At 34.9% G+C, this 17,959-nt stretch carries 18 protein-coding genes and 1 pseudogene; 8 read left to right on the forward strand and 11 right to left on the reverse strand.

Annotation, left to right across the window (positions count from 1 at the left end; genetic code table 11):
- Positions 1–10 precede the first annotated feature (10 nt).
- A complete protein-coding gene (rbsB, locus tag IHV11_RS14680) occupies positions 11–928 on the forward strand; it encodes a ribose ABC transporter substrate-binding protein RbsB (protein WP_197195301.1) in 918 nt (305 codons plus the stop codon).
- Positions 929–1,068: 140 nt separating this feature from the next.
- Here the strand turns inward: rbsB and prmC are convergent, their stop codons facing one another.
- From prmC to IHV11_RS14700, 4 genes are all read right to left on the reverse strand, one after another.
- Complete coding sequence (gene prmC / locus IHV11_RS14685; RefSeq protein ID WP_197195302.1) at positions 1,069–1,929, reverse strand: peptide chain release factor N(5)-glutamine methyltransferase; 861 nt, start codon at positions 1,927–1,929, stop codon at positions 1,069–1,071.
- Between the two features lies 1 nt (position 1,930).
- Positions 1,931–3,004, reverse strand: coding sequence for a peptide chain release factor 1 (gene prfA / locus IHV11_RS14690; protein WP_066399006.1), 1,074 nt, complete (start codon positions 3,002–3,004; stop codon positions 1,931–1,933).
- Positions 3,005–3,148: 144 nt separating this feature from the next.
- Complete coding sequence (locus IHV11_RS14695) at positions 3,149–3,793, reverse strand: MOSC domain-containing protein (protein ID WP_197195303.1); 645 nt, start codon at positions 3,791–3,793, stop codon at positions 3,149–3,151.
- A gap of 42 nt (positions 3,794–3,835) precedes the next feature.
- The gene (locus IHV11_RS14700; protein ID WP_144696872.1) at positions 3,836–4,162 is read right to left on the reverse strand and encodes a hypothetical protein; all 327 of its coding nucleotides are present in this window, start codon (positions 4,160–4,162) and stop codon (positions 3,836–3,838) included.
- A gap of 154 nt (positions 4,163–4,316) precedes the next feature.
- Here IHV11_RS14700 and IHV11_RS14705 point away from each other — a divergent pair, with 154 nt between their 5' ends.
- Positions 4,317–5,651 carry an FAD-dependent oxidoreductase gene (locus IHV11_RS14705; RefSeq protein ID WP_197195304.1) on the forward strand — a complete coding sequence of 445 codons (1,335 nt, stop codon included), beginning with the start codon at positions 4,317–4,319 and terminating at the stop codon, positions 5,649–5,651.
- Between the two features lie 45 nt (positions 5,652–5,696).
- Here the strand turns inward: IHV11_RS14705 and IHV11_RS14710 are convergent, their stop codons facing one another.
- The 4 genes and pseudogenes from IHV11_RS14710 to IHV11_RS14725 form a co-directional block, all read right to left on the reverse strand.
- Positions 5,697–6,167 carry a hypothetical protein gene (locus IHV11_RS14710; RefSeq protein WP_197195305.1) on the reverse strand — a complete coding sequence of 157 codons (471 nt, stop codon included), beginning with the start codon at positions 6,165–6,167 and terminating at the stop codon, positions 5,697–5,699.
- A gap of 317 nt (positions 6,168–6,484) precedes the next feature.
- Positions 6,485–7,057, reverse strand: a pseudogene (locus IHV11_RS14715) (thymidine kinase); the annotation flags it as partial.
- Positions 7,058–7,181: 124 nt separating this feature from the next.
- Positions 7,182–7,751: a thymidine kinase gene (locus IHV11_RS14720; protein WP_197195306.1), complete on the reverse strand. Its 570-nt coding sequence runs from the start codon at positions 7,749–7,751 to the stop codon at positions 7,182–7,184.
- 479 nt (positions 7,752–8,230) lie between these two features.
- A complete protein-coding gene (locus IHV11_RS14725) occupies positions 8,231–12,067 on the reverse strand; it encodes a KAP family P-loop NTPase fold protein (RefSeq protein ID WP_197195307.1) in 3,837 nt (1,278 codons plus the stop codon).
- Between the two features lie 165 nt (positions 12,068–12,232).
- Between IHV11_RS14725 and IHV11_RS14730 the strand changes: the two genes are divergently transcribed.
- The 6 genes from IHV11_RS14730 to IHV11_RS14755 all read left to right on the forward strand — a co-directional run bounded on the left by IHV11_RS14730 (position 12,233) and on the right by IHV11_RS14755 (position 16,368).
- Entirely contained in the window at positions 12,233–13,075 is an 843-nt protein-coding gene (locus tag IHV11_RS14730) for a hypothetical protein (RefSeq protein WP_197195308.1), read from the forward strand.
- On the forward strand, positions 13,072–13,728 hold the full coding sequence (locus tag IHV11_RS14735; protein WP_197195309.1) for a protein NO VEIN domain-containing protein: 657 nt from the start codon (positions 13,072–13,074) through the stop codon (positions 13,726–13,728). Before IHV11_RS14730 ends, IHV11_RS14735 begins: the two co-directional genes overlap by 4 nt.
- Positions 13,729–13,793: 65 nt before the next feature.
- Positions 13,794–13,949 (forward strand): hypothetical protein, encoded by a 156-nt coding sequence (locus IHV11_RS14740; protein WP_197195310.1) that lies wholly within the window; start codon positions 13,794–13,796, stop codon positions 13,947–13,949.
- Between the two features lie 48 nt (positions 13,950–13,997).
- The gene (locus tag IHV11_RS14745; protein ID WP_197195311.1) at positions 13,998–14,384 is read left to right on the forward strand and encodes a hypothetical protein; all 387 of its coding nucleotides are present in this window, start codon (positions 13,998–14,000) and stop codon (positions 14,382–14,384) included.
- Between the two features lie 870 nt (positions 14,385–15,254).
- A complete protein-coding gene (locus tag IHV11_RS14750) occupies positions 15,255–15,539 on the forward strand; it encodes a hypothetical protein (protein WP_197195312.1) in 285 nt (94 codons plus the stop codon).
- Between the two features lie 184 nt (positions 15,540–15,723).
- Entirely contained in the window at positions 15,724–16,368 is a 645-nt protein-coding gene (locus IHV11_RS14755; protein ID WP_197195313.1) for a hypothetical protein, read from the forward strand.
- A 249-nt stretch (positions 16,369–16,617) separates the two neighbouring features.
- Here the strand turns inward: IHV11_RS14755 and IHV11_RS14760 are convergent, their stop codons facing one another.
- The 3 genes from IHV11_RS14760 to IHV11_RS14770 are packed head-to-tail and all read right to left on the reverse strand — an operon-like array spanning position 16,618 to position 17,894.
- Positions 16,618–17,073: a hypothetical protein gene (locus IHV11_RS14760; RefSeq protein WP_197195314.1), complete on the reverse strand. Its 456-nt coding sequence runs from the start codon at positions 17,071–17,073 to the stop codon at positions 16,618–16,620.
- A gap of 31 nt (positions 17,074–17,104) precedes the next feature.
- A complete protein-coding gene (locus IHV11_RS14765; protein ID WP_197195315.1) occupies positions 17,105–17,725 on the reverse strand; it encodes a YolD-like family protein in 621 nt (206 codons plus the stop codon).
- The gene (locus IHV11_RS14770; RefSeq protein WP_197195316.1) at positions 17,718–17,894 is read right to left on the reverse strand and encodes a hypothetical protein; all 177 of its coding nucleotides are present in this window, start codon (positions 17,892–17,894) and stop codon (positions 17,718–17,720) included. The genes IHV11_RS14765 and IHV11_RS14770 overlap by 8 nt, the downstream gene beginning before the upstream one ends.
- Between the last annotated feature and the right edge of the window lie 65 nt (positions 17,895–17,959).

Raw genomic sequence — 17,959 nt, forward strand, 5'->3', positions numbered from 1 at the left:
GGGTTTCTGAATGAAAAAAGCTTTAATACTCATCATGTCTTTATCTGTTTTCTTGTTAGGTGCCTGTTCATTAGAGCCCCCTTCATGGGCAAAGCCGGCTAAAAAAGGTGACGGAGAAAAAATTAAAATCGGTCTATCCGTTTCAACGCTTAACAATCCGTTCTTCGTATCGATGAAAAACGGCGTGATCGAAGAAGCGAAAAAGCAGGGTGCGGAAGTGATTGTTGTCGATGCACAGAATGATTCTGCGAAACAAGTAAACGATGTAGAAGATCTTTTGCAGCAAGGTATTGATACACTGTTGATCAATCCAACTGATTCTGCAGCAATCTCCACTGCTGTTCAATCTGCAAACAATCTAGATGTTCCGGTTGTCACACTAGACCGCTCAACAGATAAAGGAGATGTCGCCACTCTTGTTGCCTCAGATAATGTAAAAGGCGGCCAGATGGCGGGTGACTTTATCGTGAAGCAGCTTGGTGAAGGTGCAAAAGTAGCGGAATTAGAAGGTGTACCTGGAGCTTCTGCAACACGTGAGCGCGGAAAAGGGTTCCACAATGTAGCGGATCAAAAGTTAGATATTGTTGCCAAACAAACGGCTGACTTTGATCGAACAAAAGGATTAAACGTTATGGAGAACGTTCTACAAGGAAATCCAGATATTAAAGCCGTATTCGCTCATAACGATGAGATGGCGCTAGGCGCACTTCAAGCGATAAACAGCTCTGGTCGTGATGTTCTCGTTGTTGGTTTTGACGGAAATGATGATGCGATCAATGCTGTTAAAGAAGGAAAACTCGCAGCAACCGTTGCACAGCAGCCTGACCTGATCGGTGAACTTGCAGTGAAAGCCGCATCCGACGTACTAGCAGGAAAGAAAGTGGAAAAGAAAATTGCAGCACCACTTAAGTTGATGGTGAAAGAATAAGAAGCTAGGTGAAGAATAGAATGGTATGAAGTTAGAAAAGGCCGACTGGTGTAAGCAATACATGCTTGGACTCAGTCGGCCTTTGAATTGTGTGTAAATTGTTTGGGGTCTGACCCGGGGTCAGACCCCATTTCCCACGTTTATTTCCCGAGGATGGCGAACACCATGCGGTCCTTGCCACTGATGTCTTCCTTTACATACACATCCGCACCCGGGAACGTGACACGAAGCATACTCGCTACCGTCTCGCCCTGCCCTGCTCCTACTTCAAAGCCTACAATCGCTTTTTCTTTCAGAACGAGCGGTAATTCTTCCATAAATCGTCGATAGAACACATAGCCGTCTTCCCCGCCGCTTAGTGCTCTCATCGGTTCACGGTCTTTTACAATTGTTTCAAGGACAGCGATCTCATGATCAGGAATGTACGGCGGATTCGATACGACTACATCAAGTTTTTTCCCTCCAGCGATAAAAGGCTGTAAAAGGTCTCCGTGCAGGAATGTAACCTCTGCACCAAGTCGATCTGCGTTTCCTTTCGCTACCTCAATCGATTCCTCTGCAATATCAACCGTGTATACGTTTAGTCGATTATTTTCTAAAGCTAACGAGATCGAGATAGCTCCGCTTCCCGTTCCAATATCTGCAACAGCAACAGTCTCACGAAAATGTTCAGAGATCAGCGTTAGGATGTGCTCGACCAACTCTTCTGTTTCTGGTCTTGGAATTAAGACTTCTTCGTTTACCGAAAACGTTCGACCGTAAAATTCCTCTATACCAGTAATATACTGAACAGGCTCTCCTTCAACGTGGCGAGCGACTGCCGCTTTGAGTTGCGACTCATTCTCTTCACTCATCACATCATGTAGGCGCATGAGCATCTCTGTTCGATTCACATCCCCTAAAACATGTCTCATCAAAATTTCTGCAGCAAAACTTTCGCGTCCGTTTTCAGCTAAAAAAGAAGAAGCCCACGCGAGGGCTTCATGAACTTTTGTACTCATTTTACGCGTCCGCCTGAGCTTTCATCTTGCTTGTTTGGTCTTCTGTAATCAATGCTTCAACGAACTCATCCATCTTACCAAGAAGGATTTGATCAAGCTTTTGAATCGTTAAACCGATACGGTGATCGGTCACACGGTTTTGTGGGAAGTTGTACGTACGAATACGCTCTGAACGGTCTCCAGAACCAACTGCACTCTTACGTGTCTCATCGTACTCTTTCTGAATTTCGCGCTGAATTTTATCATATACACGCGCACGAAGAACTTTCATCGCTTTTTCTTTGTTCTTGATCTGTGATTTTTCATCCTGACACGATACCACTGTACCTGTAGGAACGTGTGTTAAACGAACCGCTGATTGTGTCGTGTTTACAGACTGCCCTCCAGGACCTGAAGATGTAAACGTATCAACGCGAACGTCTTTTTCATGAATCTCCACTTCAACCTCTTCAGCCTCAGGCAGTACAGCAACCGTCGCTGTTGACGTATGAATTCGTCCGCCTGATTCTGTTGAAGGGACACGCTGAACACGGTGTGCGCCGTTTTCATATTTAAGCTTCGAATAAGCACCAGCACCATTGATCATAAAGATGATCTCTTTGTATCCACCAAGCTCTGTGTAAGAAGCTTCGATAACTTCAGATTTCCATCCTTGCATCTCTGCATAACGCGTGTACATACGGTAAAGGTCACCAGCGAAAAGTGCCGCCTCGTCTCCACCTGCTGCACCACGAACCTCGACGATAACGTTCTTGTCGTCGTTCGGATCTTTTGGAAGCAATAGAATTTTTAACTGAGCAGTAAATTCTTCGATCTGTTGGTTTAGCCCTGAGATCTCTTCTTTTACCATCGCTGTCATTTCAGCATCAAGCTTATCTTCGAGCATTAATTTTGCTTCATCTAATTGCTCTTTCGCTTCTTTATACTCACGGTAAACCGCTACTGTATCTTGAAGGGAAGATTGCTCTTTTGAATAATCGCGCAGCTTATTCGTATCATTTATAACCTCAGGGTCACTGAGTAATTCATTTAACTTGTCATATCTTGCTTCGATCGTCTCTAAACGTTCTAACATGGTTTTTCACCTCTGTTTTATATGCATAACATTATAATTATAGACTATTACAGGTGTTACAGTCAAAAGCAAAAAGGAACGAAATCAATTAAAAAGGCCGCCCTTTCCTTAAAAAGAGAGCCTTTATGAAACTTGAGACGATATTTACATTTTTCGTTTTTGCAGCGACTCTCTCATCGATTCAGCCAATTCTTTCACTTCGATCAATCTTTGAATTTTTTCAGCATCTTTTAAAAACCCATACTTGATCCTGTTCGATTCTGTTACAGAAATGTGTGCAGGGTGTTTTTCAATCAGCAACATCTCATCACCTGCTGCAACCAATCCTTCTTTTAATACACGAAGGTAGTAACCGGTTCGCCCCGTATCTACAACCTTTTTGATCATATCTGGCCGACAAAGAACAGAAGCTAACGTCTGACAAGGCTGACGAGGCTGTGTGATCTGCACAATCGCTTCACCCACAGAAAACACGTCACCAATACAAACATCATCCTCTAAAAGACCTTTAACAGTAAGGTTTTCTCCAAATGCTGGGATAGACAACGGCGCTTCTAAATTCAGCTCAGTCGTCCATTTTTCATAATGCTCAAACGGGTACACACATACTGCTTTATCTGTTCCACCATGGTGCTTCGTATCCCCTACTCCGTCACCTTCAAAATGAGTTTTATGTAAAAAAACAGGTTGCTGCTGCGGCTTTTTATTGTAGGCTGTAAAAAAAGTTTTAGTTTGTGTCTTAACTTCTTCTGGCAGCTTAATGTTTAACGAAGCTATATTGCCCATCATTCCCCTCACCTCACAAAAAGAATAGCATAGGACAAAAGGAAATTAATAGGAAAAGATATTGCGACGCAACTGCTCGTAATCGATGCGCTCTTGGTTCATTCGAATCGCTTTCGTCAGCTCCTCAATCACCACTTTTTCGTTCGTGATCACATTGAACACATAAGGGATGGTCGCAAAATGACCTAGAAAATGCGTACAGCCAACATAACGCGGATTGTCCGTTTGATTTTCATTCTTATATTTAATAATAAAATTGCCCATGCCTTCATAGACAGGATCCAATGGTTTTTGTTCAAGCTTTTTTATCAGTGTATGAATCGGCTGAACCGGTGCGTTCCAGTCCGTTCCGTTCGATTTGATCTCTAGCACAGTCCACCACCTCTTTCTACTATCATAGTTCGTTTTAACTCTGTACTTCTTGTTGGTCAAAGTGAAGAGAGTTGTGGCATCATACTTATAAACGTTACTTTTTTCGAAACAATGGGAATACTATATGGTTAGAGAGACGTAAGGAGCTGATCAGATGAAATATTGCATTATTGGTGGAGATGCGGCTGGTATGAGTGCCGCTATGCAGATTGTTCGTAATGAAAAAGATGCTGACATCACGATTCTTGAAAAAGGCGGTATCTATTCTTATGGACAATGCGGACTTCCTTATGTAGTAGGCGGGCTCATCCCTTCTACTGATGAACTTATCGCTCGCAGTATTGAGACGTTCCGGGAAAAATACGGCATGGATGCTCGTACGTTTAATGAGGTAACAGCTGTAGATACCACCTCTAAAAAAGTGACTGGTATACATACGAAGACAGGGCAATCGTTTGAGGTGCCATATGATAAGCTCTTAGTTGCGACAGGTGTTAGTCCGATCATACCGAAGCAATGGACAGGATTGCATCTACAGGGAATCTATCCGCTTAAGACGATTCCTGATGCCGAGAATCTCATGGCTGGGCTAAAAAATGTTCAACACGTAACCATCATCGGTGGAGGATACATCGGTCTTGAGATGGCTGAAAACGTACTAAGACTCGGTAAAAAGGTACGTATCATCCAGCGCAGCAATCAGCTTGGAAATATCTTTGATCCTGATTTTGCTCCATTCATCCATAAAGAAGCAGAGAAACATGGGATCGAGCTTTGTTTAGAAGAAGAAGTTCTCGGTTTTAAAGGCGACGATCATGTTCAATTCGTAAAAACAGCTAAAAAAGATTATCCAACAGATCTTGTGATCGTGTCGGTCGGTGTGTCACCAAACACAGGCTTTTTAAAAGATACGGACGTAGCACTCAATGAACAGGGAGTTATCGTCGTGAATGAGTCGATGGAAACGAGTGTGGACGGTGTGTATGCCGCTGGTGATTGTGCGACTCATTATCACCGTGTAAAAAAACTGAATGATCATATTCCACTTGGAACAACAGCAAATAAGCAAGGGCGGATTGCCGGATTAAACATGGTTGGTGTAAAGAAACCGTTCAAAGGAATTGTCGGAACGTCCATCATCCAATTCATGGACCTAACACTAGGAAAAACTGGATTATCGAATAAAGAAGCAGAAAAACTGAACATTCCTTTTTCAGAGATCAAGATTACATCGAAAAGTCATGCTGGTTATTACCCTGATCCAAAGAAATTAGAAATAAAATTAACATATCACAAAGAAACAGAAAAGTTACTAGGTGCGCAAATCATCGGTGAAGAGGGCGTAGATAAACGTATCGACGTGCTTGCAACAGCCCTTTATCACGATATGGATGTTGAGGAATTGGCAGATTTGGATCTGGCATACGCTCCTCCTTATAATGGGTCATGGGATCCCATCCAGCAAGCAGCTCGAAGACTTGGGAAATAAATTGGGAAATGGGGTCTGACCCCATTTCCCATTTTATTTCCCACACTAATGATCGATTTTTAATGAGAAATTGTATCGTGGAACAGCTCGTTCTACAGCGTTCATAATTTTACGATGCGTAGCTGCCCGTTCTTTCTTGGACATTTCATGCGGCACATTCACATGAATGTGTGCATAATTTCCGTTTACTGTGACCATCTGCGGATTGATTCCAGACGAATCAATAACAGCCTGACGAATCATATCTTGATCATCGGAAAGATCAAATCGTGTGGTATTCATCGTCCGATAATCATTTGGATTCATATTCGTGTCATAGCTGTAGTTGTTTCGTGGTTCGTTTTTGGTTAGGTGGTAATTGATAATCCCATGACCAAACAGGTTATCCCGAATATCCCGTTTATCTTCATGAGCGGCAGGCTCAATTTTAGCCCCTTCTTCTTTATAAGACTGCATAGGTGAACATGCTGTTGTTACCAATAGTGCTAAAAGCGGCGCATAGATTGCCTTTTTCACTATAAACACCTCCCATATCGTTAGGATTTCCTGTTTAGGAGGTGATTATGTTAAGTGGACAGCCTTTCAAGTGGGCTGATTAGATCCAGTTAGCGATGAATCCACAAATTTAGAGCTTGAATCCACAAGTTTTGGCCTTCAATCCATAAATTCCTTCGTTCAATCCACAAGTTTTGGCCATTTATCCACGAGTCGACACACCGCGACAAGTTTCGACTCCTCTCCAACTGCATGCTGCCTTCCGCAAGCACCACCAACATCAAAAAAAGCCCGAGAGCACAAAGCTCCCGGACTATATCTAATCAGATCACACTATATTATTTCAACCGACCTTCTAAGCCCTCTGCGCTTGATAGGAGGTTTCTTTTTTTCCCTGGTACTTCATGACAATGGCGGCAGCGCGGTTCATATGACTCGGACGCTCCCACTAAAATCACTGGATCATCGTAAGAAGCAGGTCTGTTATCGATCAAACGCTGTGTACGGCTCGCAGGTGATCCGCAAACCATGCAGATCGCTTGAAGCTTTGTCACATGTTCAGCAAGAGCCATCATCTTTGGAACGGGTCCGAACGGCTCGCCTTTAAAGTCCTGATCTAGTCCTGCAACGATAACGCGCATTCCTTGATCCGCTAATTCTTGAGCAACTGGGATGATATCTTCATCAAAGAATTGCACTTCGTCGATCGCTACGACTTCGGTTTCAGGCAATACGTTTTTTAAGATCTCAACAGAACGTCCAACTGGTTCAGCCATAACAGCGGTTCCGTTATGAGACACAACCGATTCCTCGCTATAGCGGTTATCGATCAGCGGCTTAAACACCTGTACTTTTTGCTTTGCATACGTCGCTCTTCTTACGCGGCGAATAAGTTCTTCTGATTTTCCGCTATTCTGTTAATATTTTTTTTATATGATTACTTTATACGATTTTTTTACATAATAGTGGTTCTGTAAAATTTTTATCTACTTTTGATATATTTTTTGATTCTGGAAAAAATACTCGAAGTAACATTTATAGTGGTGGATTTGTATGACATTTCCTACATACAGGATAATAAGCGTCGTTTCCCCCAACTTTTATTTGTTCTCCTGTATATATAGGTTTTCCATCTTCAACCCTTAACGCCATAGTGGCTTTACGCTCACAGAACCAACAAATTGTTTTCATTTCTTCAATTTTGTCAGCGTAAAGAAGCATATATTTACTTCCTTCGAAAAGTTCATTTTGAAAATCGTTCTTCAAACCAAAACCCATTACAGGAATATCTAATTCATCTACAATTTTAGTTAGTTGAATAATATGTTCTTTCTCTAAAAATTGACACTCATCAACTAATACGCAAGCTGGTTTGTGTTCATTATCTTTTACTATAGAATAAATATTTGTATTGCTGTACACAGGAATTGCTTCACGTCTGAATCCAATCCTTGAAGATACTACACCTACCTCATCTCTGTTATCAATAGATGAAGTAAAAATTAAAACTTTTTTATTTTGTTCCTCATAATTATGCGCAACTTTAATAATTTCTATAGACTTTCCACTGTTCATTGCGCCATATTTAAAAAATAACTGAGCCAATTAACTTTCTCCCTTACTATTTTATATCTGTCACTAATTCTTAATTCAATTTTCTCACATACATATATTAACGTACAAATACTAATTGCACTAGGGACCGAAGTGTATTATAGACATATTAACATTTATCCGATTGCCATTATGATTTTTGGGTATCTGGTTGTGTAACTGCTTCCAAATATATCGACCTACTGTTTCTATTTTTTCATGAACTTTTGTAAATCCCCGGGTGAACCCACCCTATTTTTATGCATAAATTTTCGATGTCAACCTTCCTCTTCTTTTCACCTCCACGAAAGCAACTCATTGATATTACTCTGTAGTTTTAAAAAAAATCCCTATAGCTTTATAGTCAGTTCTAAGGAAGTTATGTGGAACAAAAAAGACCTCCGATGAGGTCTTAGATAATAAACTCAGAAGTTATACTTACTTATAACTAGCAAAATTATTTCCACCCTCCTGGTTTGGAGGAATTGAGATTAACCCCTTAATTTTAACTCATTTTTTATAAACTCACTTTCTTCATCTGTTACATTCTTCCTCGCACTTTTGAAATCTTTATTCATTTCAAAGTTTTTAGCCAATTGTAATAGTCTTGATTTTGATTCGTAATTCACCTTTTTAAATACCCTTAAAATCTGAGCAAATACCAATTTTTTAGTATGATTAAACCTATAATTGCTAAAATGCTTTAAGGATATTTTATAAAAGTCATTAATCTCTTCTTGTTCTAAAGAATTTAAAACTTCTATGAATAATTCTGCGATTAAATTAATTTGATATTCTTCTTTGTATCTACCTATCAAATCTAAAAGTTTTAATTTAAATTCTATACTATTTTCTTTTAGCTCCTTACTTTTGATTTGAACTTCTAATAATTCTTTTCTATTTGTTAGTTCACTTATCAAATATTCATTTAAAAACTCTACATCTATATCTTCGATTAAAGATGCAATAACCTCATTTTGAGTTTTAGGCGTAAATCCTTTAAAAAGTTTAGTTGAAGTTCTTTTATAAATATCAGCGTTTATTTTTAATTCTTCTTTTTCTAACTCACTAATCTTTTTAATAAATGTAATATACCTGGTGGTATTACCTAATGCAGCAAACCAATGTAAGTCCTTAACAAAGAGTTCTGAATTCACTTCTAAGTTTTCTACCAAAAATTTTGCATAAGGAGTTAAATTATTATTTTCTTTATTTATATGTTTACTCTTAATATTTCTGAAGTATTCTAAGGCATCTAATTTATCTACATCGTTGGTAGTTTTATCAATAATAATAGTAACTGATTGTGCCAATAATTCATCAGGTAAATAATCACCAAAATATTTAAAGCATTTTATCATTAAATCTGGATAATTATGATTTAATAAATGCGTTGCCAAAGAATTAAGTAAACTTTTATCAACGAGTTTTTTGGTAATGCCTAACAATGTAATGAAATTACTTGCCCACGCAGTATAGCTAACGAAACTATTGTTTAAAAAATAACTAATTTGAGTAGGTAAATAATTTTTTATAATGGATTCGTTCTCTTCATCTTTGACTAAAATAGAGTATAAATTATATGACCTTCTAAAAAGTGAGTTATTAATATTAGCGAAGGCTATGCCCTTATTTATTTCAGTAAAGACGCTATTTCGTTGTTCGGCTGTAAAAAACTCTCCATTATAATCAATTACTTCATCGAAGTATGATTCATCCATTATTTTTCCTTGGATGTACTTAAAAGATTCAGGTAAAATACCAAAACCTTTATCAAGTTTTGATACTATACTATTAATTAATTTGTTAATATTATTCATTGTTTCAATAGATTCTGGCGCTTCATCAGGTAGAATATTATAAATAAACGAATCAAAATCAGTAAGGAATTCGTCTTCTACTTGTGTTAAATCTAATTGAAGATTGTACAAGAAATCTACAAGTTTTAACGTATCGTCCTCTTGAGTGTAGTCTAGTTGTATTATTGATTTTAAAATTTCGATAGACTGTTCCTGTGATATGTCATTCTCGACAGCAGTAATAATATTAATAATTTGATTTGTTAGGCTTTTTGATACATTTAATACTTTTGGAAGTGATTCTAAGAAATCCTCATTAAAGTTTCTGGAAATCGTTGAAGCGATTAATAGAAAAGTATTTTCTACTTCTTTAATATATTCTTTACTTTTATTATGCTGGCTTATATATTCAGTAAGTTGATGATAAAACGATAAACCGAAAAATTCTTCAAATAAACCTTCATGATTTATAAACAGATTATGAATTCTTTCAAATGGGAAAAATTCATAATTAGCATTTTGAAGAGCGATAAACTTTTTAACTAAGTCAGTTATTTCATTATCATTTACTTCTTTTACTTTTTTCAAAATTTGATTTATTAATTCATAAGAATTAGTAACAAAATCGTCTTCTTCCATATCCCTATTTGATATTGTTTTCCATTTTTTATTTTGAAAAAGGGTATTCATTACATATAAAAGAGCTTTTTTTGCTCCAACTTTATTATCTGAAGCTAAAAAGACGTTTAGTAGATTTTCATAGTTGACTTGATGTAATCTTGCGCCATTTATAGGGATTTCTTGAATTCTAAAAGAAATGGTATTGGATAATTCTCTCTTTAGAGTATCTGGGATATAATCAATTACTTGATAGGAAGCCTTTAAGGTATAGCCTAAATCTTCCACAGCTGTATACTTTATTTGCTCAAGTATCGCTAATGCAATTGTTTCTGCATCTTCACTTGTTTCTAAAATTGAGATTATCTCTTTTTCATTACCACTCAGTAAATCTTTCCTTATCTTCTTTTCTTTTGCGTCACCAGCTAATAATCCTACCGTCCCCTGACCGAGATATAAAAATGGCCCAAGATTTTCTGAACTAATATGCTGAGTTCTTAGTAAAAAATTAATTAAACCATCGTATTCTTGTCGTATTTTATTAGTTTTCTTATTATAAAATTTGTCAATTTTTTCATTTGCATCTTCATTACCGTTATACCGTTCCAATAAGTCTTCAAGTATTTTAGAGTTATTTATTAATTCATTATATATAGAACTATAATCTGATTGTAAAACAGATAATTTAGCAAGTACCTTAATACCTTCGTCACCAGTTAATAGCTCATTTTCTAATTTTCTACCTTCTCTATTCTTTGCGATTAATAAATTATTAGCAAAAGTATTTAGAATTTTTTTTACCTGTCTAGGAGTCGTAACTTCAGGATGTATCAGAATATTAATAATTTCATCAAATTTACCATTACATAATGTTACTAAATCAGGTACTTCTTCAGCAGCTAAATTTCTAGAATACTCTTTCATATCACTTTCTATAATAGGTGGTAAAGGTATTCTGAATTGAAATAACTTGTCTAGAAATAACTCTTCATCAATATCATCGAAATTATTGGTAAATCTATTTTTCTCCAAAGCTTTCTTTAAAATCTCCTCATCACAGCAAACAATAAATATACATTCTTCGACATCTACAAATGCTTTTATTGCATCTAACGCGTTTACAACTTTCTTTGGACTTAATCTATCTAAATCATCAATAATAACAATTAGTTTTTTGAAATCAGGGTTATCTACTTTGTATTGTTTTATTTCTTTTTTAAATAATTCTTCGTATTCATCAGGAGTTTCTATAGGTCTCATCATTTGAATGGCTGTAGTTTTTTTAAACAAATTACTATTAATGAAATTCATAAATAAAACAAAGAATGGTGAAATCGCTAAAGGAATCCAGATTTTAGACTTAAAGTAAGTTATTGATTTGTATAATTCAAAGTTCAGATTTTCTTTAACAAATAAAGTAGTTATCAAATCAGCGAAAATAAATAATACTAAAAACAATATGCAGGATATTGTCCAAATAATAGTAAGTGACCAGAGATAAGGTAACATGCTATTCACAGCTGCCTTAACAGACACTTTTTCGTCATTATGTGTTACCTGAACCAATACTTGTTTCAAAGCATTTGTTATACGGTTAATTACTGTTACATCTTGTTCATTATTGAAAGTTTTCCACAAATTCTTAAGAAAAGCTTTTCTTAAAGACTCATTTTCATATTTCCAGGCATTAATTTCATGCGTTTTATATTCTTCTCTTCCTTTAAATTCATTTTTTAAAAGGTTGATAATTGAAGATTTTCCTACCCCCCATTTTCCAATAAGTGCAATATTAAATGGCGGTGTATGTTCTTCAATTATTTTTTTTATATTATCTACATAATCTTGATGATGAAATGCATCATTATTCTTATGGTTTAAGGCAGTGTCCTTTAAAAAATATTTTCCTTTCAAATAACATTCCTCCGCAACAGGATTTGCAGTTCTATTTTTATCACCTTACAATTTTACCACTTTATACAAGAAGATAGGTAGATTGTGAAGTGAGTTTATACATATTTATGAAAATTATGATAAAGTAATTGTTATAAATATCCATTTATAAAGGGTGAGGATAGTTTGGTAGACACATTCAGAATTGACAAGAAGATTGAAAAATCTAGTGTTTTAAATAAGAAATGGTTTTATAATTATCGAATAAAAATACAAGATGTAAAAGGCGTAGAAAATTATTTATCTACGGTTCGTAAATTATTTGAATTTTATAAACATCAAGATATCCATACAATTCTAATTACCGATTTGTCCAAATTTCTAAATCAATATGAGAAACTAAGTTATAGGAACGATAAAATTGAGCATTTAAAATCATTCTTTGCCTACTTAATCGAAGAAGGTGTTGACTTTAAATACCCTGTAATAGATGAAATCAACAAGAATAGAATCCAAAAAAATCAACTTAGTGAAGAAGAAAAACGACAGCCTAATCCACTTACCATTAGAGAAATTATCGCTCTTCGCCAATTACTAAAAAACATGGAACGATTCACATTGTTATTTACTTTTGAACTTGTCTATAGATATGGGCTAAGAATGAAAGACCTCGTTCATGTTTATGAGAAAAACTATGAAGAATCAAACCGGACCCTAACTATTAACAAAGATTTGATAGTATTGGAAGAAGATGTTCATCAATTATTACTAAAGCCTAAAGTGTTATCTAAAAGTAAATTAAAAGTATCAACATTTGATTATCGCATTACCGAAATAAAAAAGCTGTTCGGAAGGGAGAACTTTTTACATAAGGATATATATCAGACTCATAAACTTCATTACCTTCCATGTCCTATTTGCAATAAACCAACTAAAAATACCCCATCTTTGTGGACAATTCTAGAATACGAAGAAGATAACTCTCAGTGGTTGGTATGTAAATCATGTGCATTGGAAGGCAATATATGAGTAAAATTCGAGTTTTAGCTACTGAAAGCGTCATTCCTGTTCTTTATATTAATAAAGATGAATTAAAAAGTTGGAAAACGCCTATTGAATTAGAGGTAATCACTTCATATGATAGTGAACTTGAATTTTTGTTTCAAGAAATTAATAGACATCAAGTGGCGGAAGATTTATTTACAGAGCAACAAGGAAATCAAGAGGGGATTGAATGGTTAGAAGGCAACAAGCTTCTAGGAGAACTGGGAGAGCGATTGGCACTTTCTTATCTTAGGAAACATTATAAACATGCTGTAAGTGTTTCTCATTTATTTTCTAAAGGATACGACATTGAAGTAACTAATGATGAAATAATTTTGGGATTCGAGATTAAAGCAAGCAAAACAGTTAATAACTTCTACATTACTTACAACGAGCTTCATAAGGCGTATAAAATGAGAGAACGTTATTACTTATTTTATATTTATGTAGAACAAACAACGAATGATGTCTTTTCATATTATGGAATTGTTATTAATGACCCTATCAAGGAATTAAAAATAGACTTTCTAGAGTTGACGCATCCCACTAAAACAGGATTAACTAATATAATCCCTCAACAGTTTCGTATTACCATAGATAAAGATTTTCTTGAATCACAAAATGTGATTTTTCTCTAATATTGAGTAAACTATTAATCAATTTGGCTTCTTGAAATTGGTTGAAACTTGAGGAGGAACTATTTATGAAGAATTCTAAAATAGCTACTAATAGTTTTAAGTCTTTAAGAGCTGTGTTGGAACCAGGCAAGATAGTTTCTAAAGAAGTGTTGAATGTTGATGGTGTTAAGGTTACTTTAGTCGGAATAAAGATGACAGGTGAGATTAAGTTTTCTAAGTAAATGAAATCGTTATGAATCATAATGGTAAAAAGGTAGGTGAGAATTATTATGTTAAAGAAATTTTTAAACAAACTGATAGGGAATCGCGAATCAAATGAGGTTAGTAGTGTTCAGGTTTTAGAAAATGTTTCTCCGTCTCCTACTTCTACATCTAAGATTGAACCTCCTAAGCTTGATGTATTTGAATTTAATGTAGCTGGTGTAACAGCAAAAAATGAATTGAATCAAGATATTCAAAAGTTGCTGCAGAAGCACGGGAAACTTTATGCAAAAGAAAATGGTTTCTCATTGTATGGCGGTTTTAAAAATAAAGAGATTATTGAAGATGGTTTAGAGGTGGGTGAATTTGAAGATTTATCTTTCACTCAACATGAAATATTGTTTGAGCCTGAGCCAATGAATGAATATGATTCAAACGATATTAAAGTTTTATAAAGTATGATGAGGTTCCTGTACATATTGGCTATGTCCCAAAGAACGCTAACGTTGAACTTAAAAACATTTTAGATAATGAAGATGTTAGACGTATTGAGGCTATCTATGTTGGTGGAAAAATAAAGTCTAGCGATTATGATGATGAAGAAGATAAAGAGATATTGGTTATTGAAGAATTAACACTTGGTGTTGAAATAAAAGTTTTTTACAAAAAATAATTTTTAGAAGTGACACAGAGATTTGTAACGGGTTCTCTTTTGGAGTACAAAAGAGAAAAAAGTTATACAAATAGCACGTTAATTCGCATATGAATTAGCGTGCTTATTTTTGTTGTTATATCAACGTTTATGGTCATTTTATGTATAAATTAGCACCCCAATTCGCATAGGTTTTAGCAAGATGACAATAAATATTGTCACGATGCGTTTTGGTATGCTAATTCACTTGCTAAAATTCTTACCAATTTTGGTGAAAAAGGATTAGACGACGGCTAAATCGAATACATAATAAGATTAAATGTATGCTGTCCTTATTCAACAAACGTGCAGGATTGTGGAAGAAGGTTTAGGAAGGAGTAGAAAAAAATGAAAATAATCAATGATAATGATTTTTCTAATGCCTATTTAACTTATTTCCTATACTGTACATTATCTCTACTCACTTTTAAAAAATTAAAAATTATTGAAACAAAGAGAAATGATTCAAGAAAGCAATTGAGTGAAATTTATTATCTAAGAAAAAAACAATAGTTCTTTAGATTTTTGATTAAATTAAGACACGCTAAATCTTTATTACACAAACGTGCAAGATTGTTGAATAAAGGATAGAAACTTTAAAATATGGTGATATTTGTATAAAGGAGTTTTGGTAATGAAATTTAATACGAAAGTAATTGTCGGAATCACACTAAGTCTAACTTCAATAATTGGCTTATTTTATTTATTACCACATAGCGATACGGGTTCAAAAAGGGAGATTACCAAAGTAAATATTCCTCCACGTCAAGTTATTATAAGGGATTCCGTTGACGAGCCATTACCACCGACTGCAAAAAATGTGCAAACTATGCCAAATAAACACGAACCTCAGCCACTTCCAAATGCAGAACTTAATAAACCAATAGTAATAACTAAAATGCCACTAAAGAAAAACTAAAGTTAACCAACAGAACTATTCCTTTAAAAAGAGCCGCCAATTTAGGGGGCTATTTCTTTTACTATTGTGAAATGTAATGAATCTTCTAAAACCGAGGCTTTACTTCGATTAGGAGAACTTTTTTATCGGTATAAATTTCAATTAGAACATTATACTTAAACAAGTCATAAAATAGGGGGCGTAAATGAACAAAAAAATTATATTTATGGGAGTAATTTTAATTAGTATGTTGTTTGGGGGGATTTTGTTAAATAAAAAATATGATAAATCTATACCATCAGTAAATGCAGATGAAACGCTGTCATCGGACCAAATAGTTGAAAAAAAATCTGAAGGATTCACAAAGAAACTGTTCCTAACATTACAAAGTAAAAATTTCAGAGTAAGTTCCACAGGAATTAAATCTGAACCTAATGAAATTTCTGTAACAGTCGACGGTACGGAACAATATCTTTCTGAAGTCAGAAATGAAATCACAATAATTACAAGTGAGTTATCAAAATCAACAATATTTGAAAGTTATCCAATAATTGTAGATGTAAAGAGAGAAATTGTTTTATCAGATGGACCGAATTTAATGGAATTCAATAAAATTTTAATGAATGTTCAAGAAGGGTTAAGTGATTATGATGTGGTCGGAGATATAAGTTCAGAATATCAAAAATCCATAACGATAAAGACTTCCATAAGTAGTTCAAATACAAAAGCAAAAAAATTAGCCAGGGAGATAGAGGAGAAGGTAGCCGAGATAATAAAAACGGATGGAGTATCTAATTTTGATTCATATAAGATTTATGTGAAAAATAAAGACGGAGGCATAATAAAATAAGCATTAATTAATGTCTTTTTCATTAGGTTAATCGTTTTAAAACATATTTTTCTTCAATAATCGGGTGCGATTGTTGAATAAAGCTCTGTCCAATTGAAATCATTAAAATGCTAAAAGCACTGCGATTTGCAGTGCTTTCTCGATTGCTATTTAATATGCGATTCTCTATGTTATTTCACTTTTTGTACTCCAAAAGAGAACCCGTTATTTGTGTCACTTCTTTTTATAAATGATGTAAATTCTAGTGCTCTATATGGAATTGATTTTTCCTTTTAGTTCCTTGATTAATTTGTAGATTTCATCTGTATCGATATTTTCACCTAATTTATCTGTGGTATTTACTGAACCTCGCAAGTAATTCTCCCAATAATTTTCAAAAATCATATACTGCTCTTTTATTTGATTTACTTTGTGCAAATAGTCCTTTGTTAATTCTCGATGTTGTTCCTCAAGTCTTTCTTTTATTAATAATTCCAATTTCACTTCATTTGTTTCTGCATTTATCTTTTCGATAAAATCATCGGATAGAGGATAATCTGAAGGGTGAACAATTGTATCACTCTTATATAGTCTATTTAACAGTGATAGTAATGCCTGGTTGTTGGGGTATCGTCTTGATATCAGGTTAATTATACATCGTTTCTTTGAATCGAAATTAATAACAGGGAAGTCTTGAAACAAATCACTTAGTTCAGTCATTAACATCACAGCCCTCTACATTTTTCTTCATACAAATCTAAGCCTCAAATAGTTCTGCGCCGACAATTTTACTAAATGAAAGCTGTTTTATTGCACCTGAAGTAACTTTAAAGCGTATTACTTTTTGGAAAGGGTCAACTTTTATAATGATGCCAGGTACCTCATTGATATGTCCTTGTTCATAGAGTTTTAGATTGAGCACTTTTTCTTCTTCCAGAGACTTCATTATTCGATAATTGATAATTTCGAGCTGGTCCTCATCCAAAGATGGCTTGGAGATTTTACTTTGTTCTTCTTGTATGGCGCGGTATGAATTCCACAATTCAGGAATGCTCTGAAACGGCTGCCATTTGATTTCCCCCCTATCTTTAATCATTTGGAAGTCCTTTCTCTCTTTTATTTTCAACTGAAACAATGTTAGTTGCCAGGTTCTGAGGTCATAAAAACCGGCATCGATTAGTTCTTTTTCTGCTGACAAATGTGCAATAAGCTCTTCTGGATATTGATTTACATTACGATTCAGTTGTATGGAATCATTAGGTGAAAAGAGATTAATTGCGAATAAGCAGCCATTGCTGTAATCGCAACCAACAAGTAAGAGGTAAGACAGCTCGTTTGGTAAGCGAAGTGTAAACATGATGCGGAATCGGTTAGACATCGAAACGTCTCTTTGATAATAATTTACGAGCTTCATCAATGACCTGTTTGTTCCGGGTTTTTAAAGTTTCTAAATCGAGGGCTTTAATTTCATCTTTATTCTGTTCAACAAAGGTCGTTAAATCTGTGATGATTTCAAATAGTATTTCTAACTTTTGGTTGTCCTTCAAAGAAAAGCACCTCCTATTCCATTAAAATAATTAGAACATATGTTCTTAAAACTTTCAACTAATAT

The organism is Fictibacillus sp. 26RED30, from assembly GCF_015903845.1.
Taxonomy (GTDB): Bacteria; Bacillota; Bacilli; order Bacillales; family Fictibacillaceae; genus Fictibacillus; species Fictibacillus phosphorivorans.

Excerpts from the sequence above, each read along its gene's own strand:
- IHV11_RS14755 (WP_197195313.1), top strand. The coding sequence starts at position 15,724 with ATGAACAAAAAAATTATATTTATGGGAGTAATTTTAATTAGTATGTTG.
- rbsB (WP_197195301.1), top strand. The coding sequence starts at position 11 with ATGAAAAAAGCTTTAATACTCATCATGTCTTTATCTGTTTTCTTGTTA.
- IHV11_RS14745 (WP_197195311.1), top strand. The coding sequence starts at position 13,998 with ATGTTAAAGAAATTTTTAAACAAACTGATAGGGAATCGCGAATCAAAT.
- IHV11_RS14760 (WP_197195314.1), bottom strand. The coding sequence starts at position 17,073 with ATGTTAATGACTGAACTAAGTGATTTGTTTCAAGACTTCCCTGTTATT.
- IHV11_RS14735 (WP_197195309.1), top strand. The coding sequence starts at position 13,072 with ATGAGTAAAATTCGAGTTTTAGCTACTGAAAGCGTCATTCCTGTTCTT.
- IHV11_RS14740 (WP_197195310.1), top strand. The coding sequence starts at position 13,794 with ATGAAGAATTCTAAAATAGCTACTAATAGTTTTAAGTCTTTAAGAGCT.
- IHV11_RS14695 (WP_197195303.1), bottom strand. The coding sequence starts at position 3,793 with ATGATGGGCAATATAGCTTCGTTAAACATTAAGCTGCCAGAAGAAGTT.
- IHV11_RS14765 (WP_197195315.1), bottom strand. The coding sequence starts at position 17,725 with ATGTCTAACCGATTCCGCATCATGTTTACACTTCGCTTACCAAACGAG.
- prfA (WP_066399006.1), bottom strand. The coding sequence starts at position 3,004 with ATGTTAGAACGTTTAGAGACGATCGAAGCAAGATATGACAAGTTAAAT.
- IHV11_RS14750 (WP_197195312.1), top strand. The coding sequence starts at position 15,255 with ATGAAATTTAATACGAAAGTAATTGTCGGAATCACACTAAGTCTAACT.
- IHV11_RS14705 (WP_197195304.1), top strand. The coding sequence starts at position 4,317 with ATGAAATATTGCATTATTGGTGGAGATGCGGCTGGTATGAGTGCCGCT.
- prmC (WP_197195302.1), bottom strand. The coding sequence starts at position 1,929 with ATGAGTACAAAAGTTCATGAAGCCCTCGCGTGGGCTTCTTCTTTTTTA.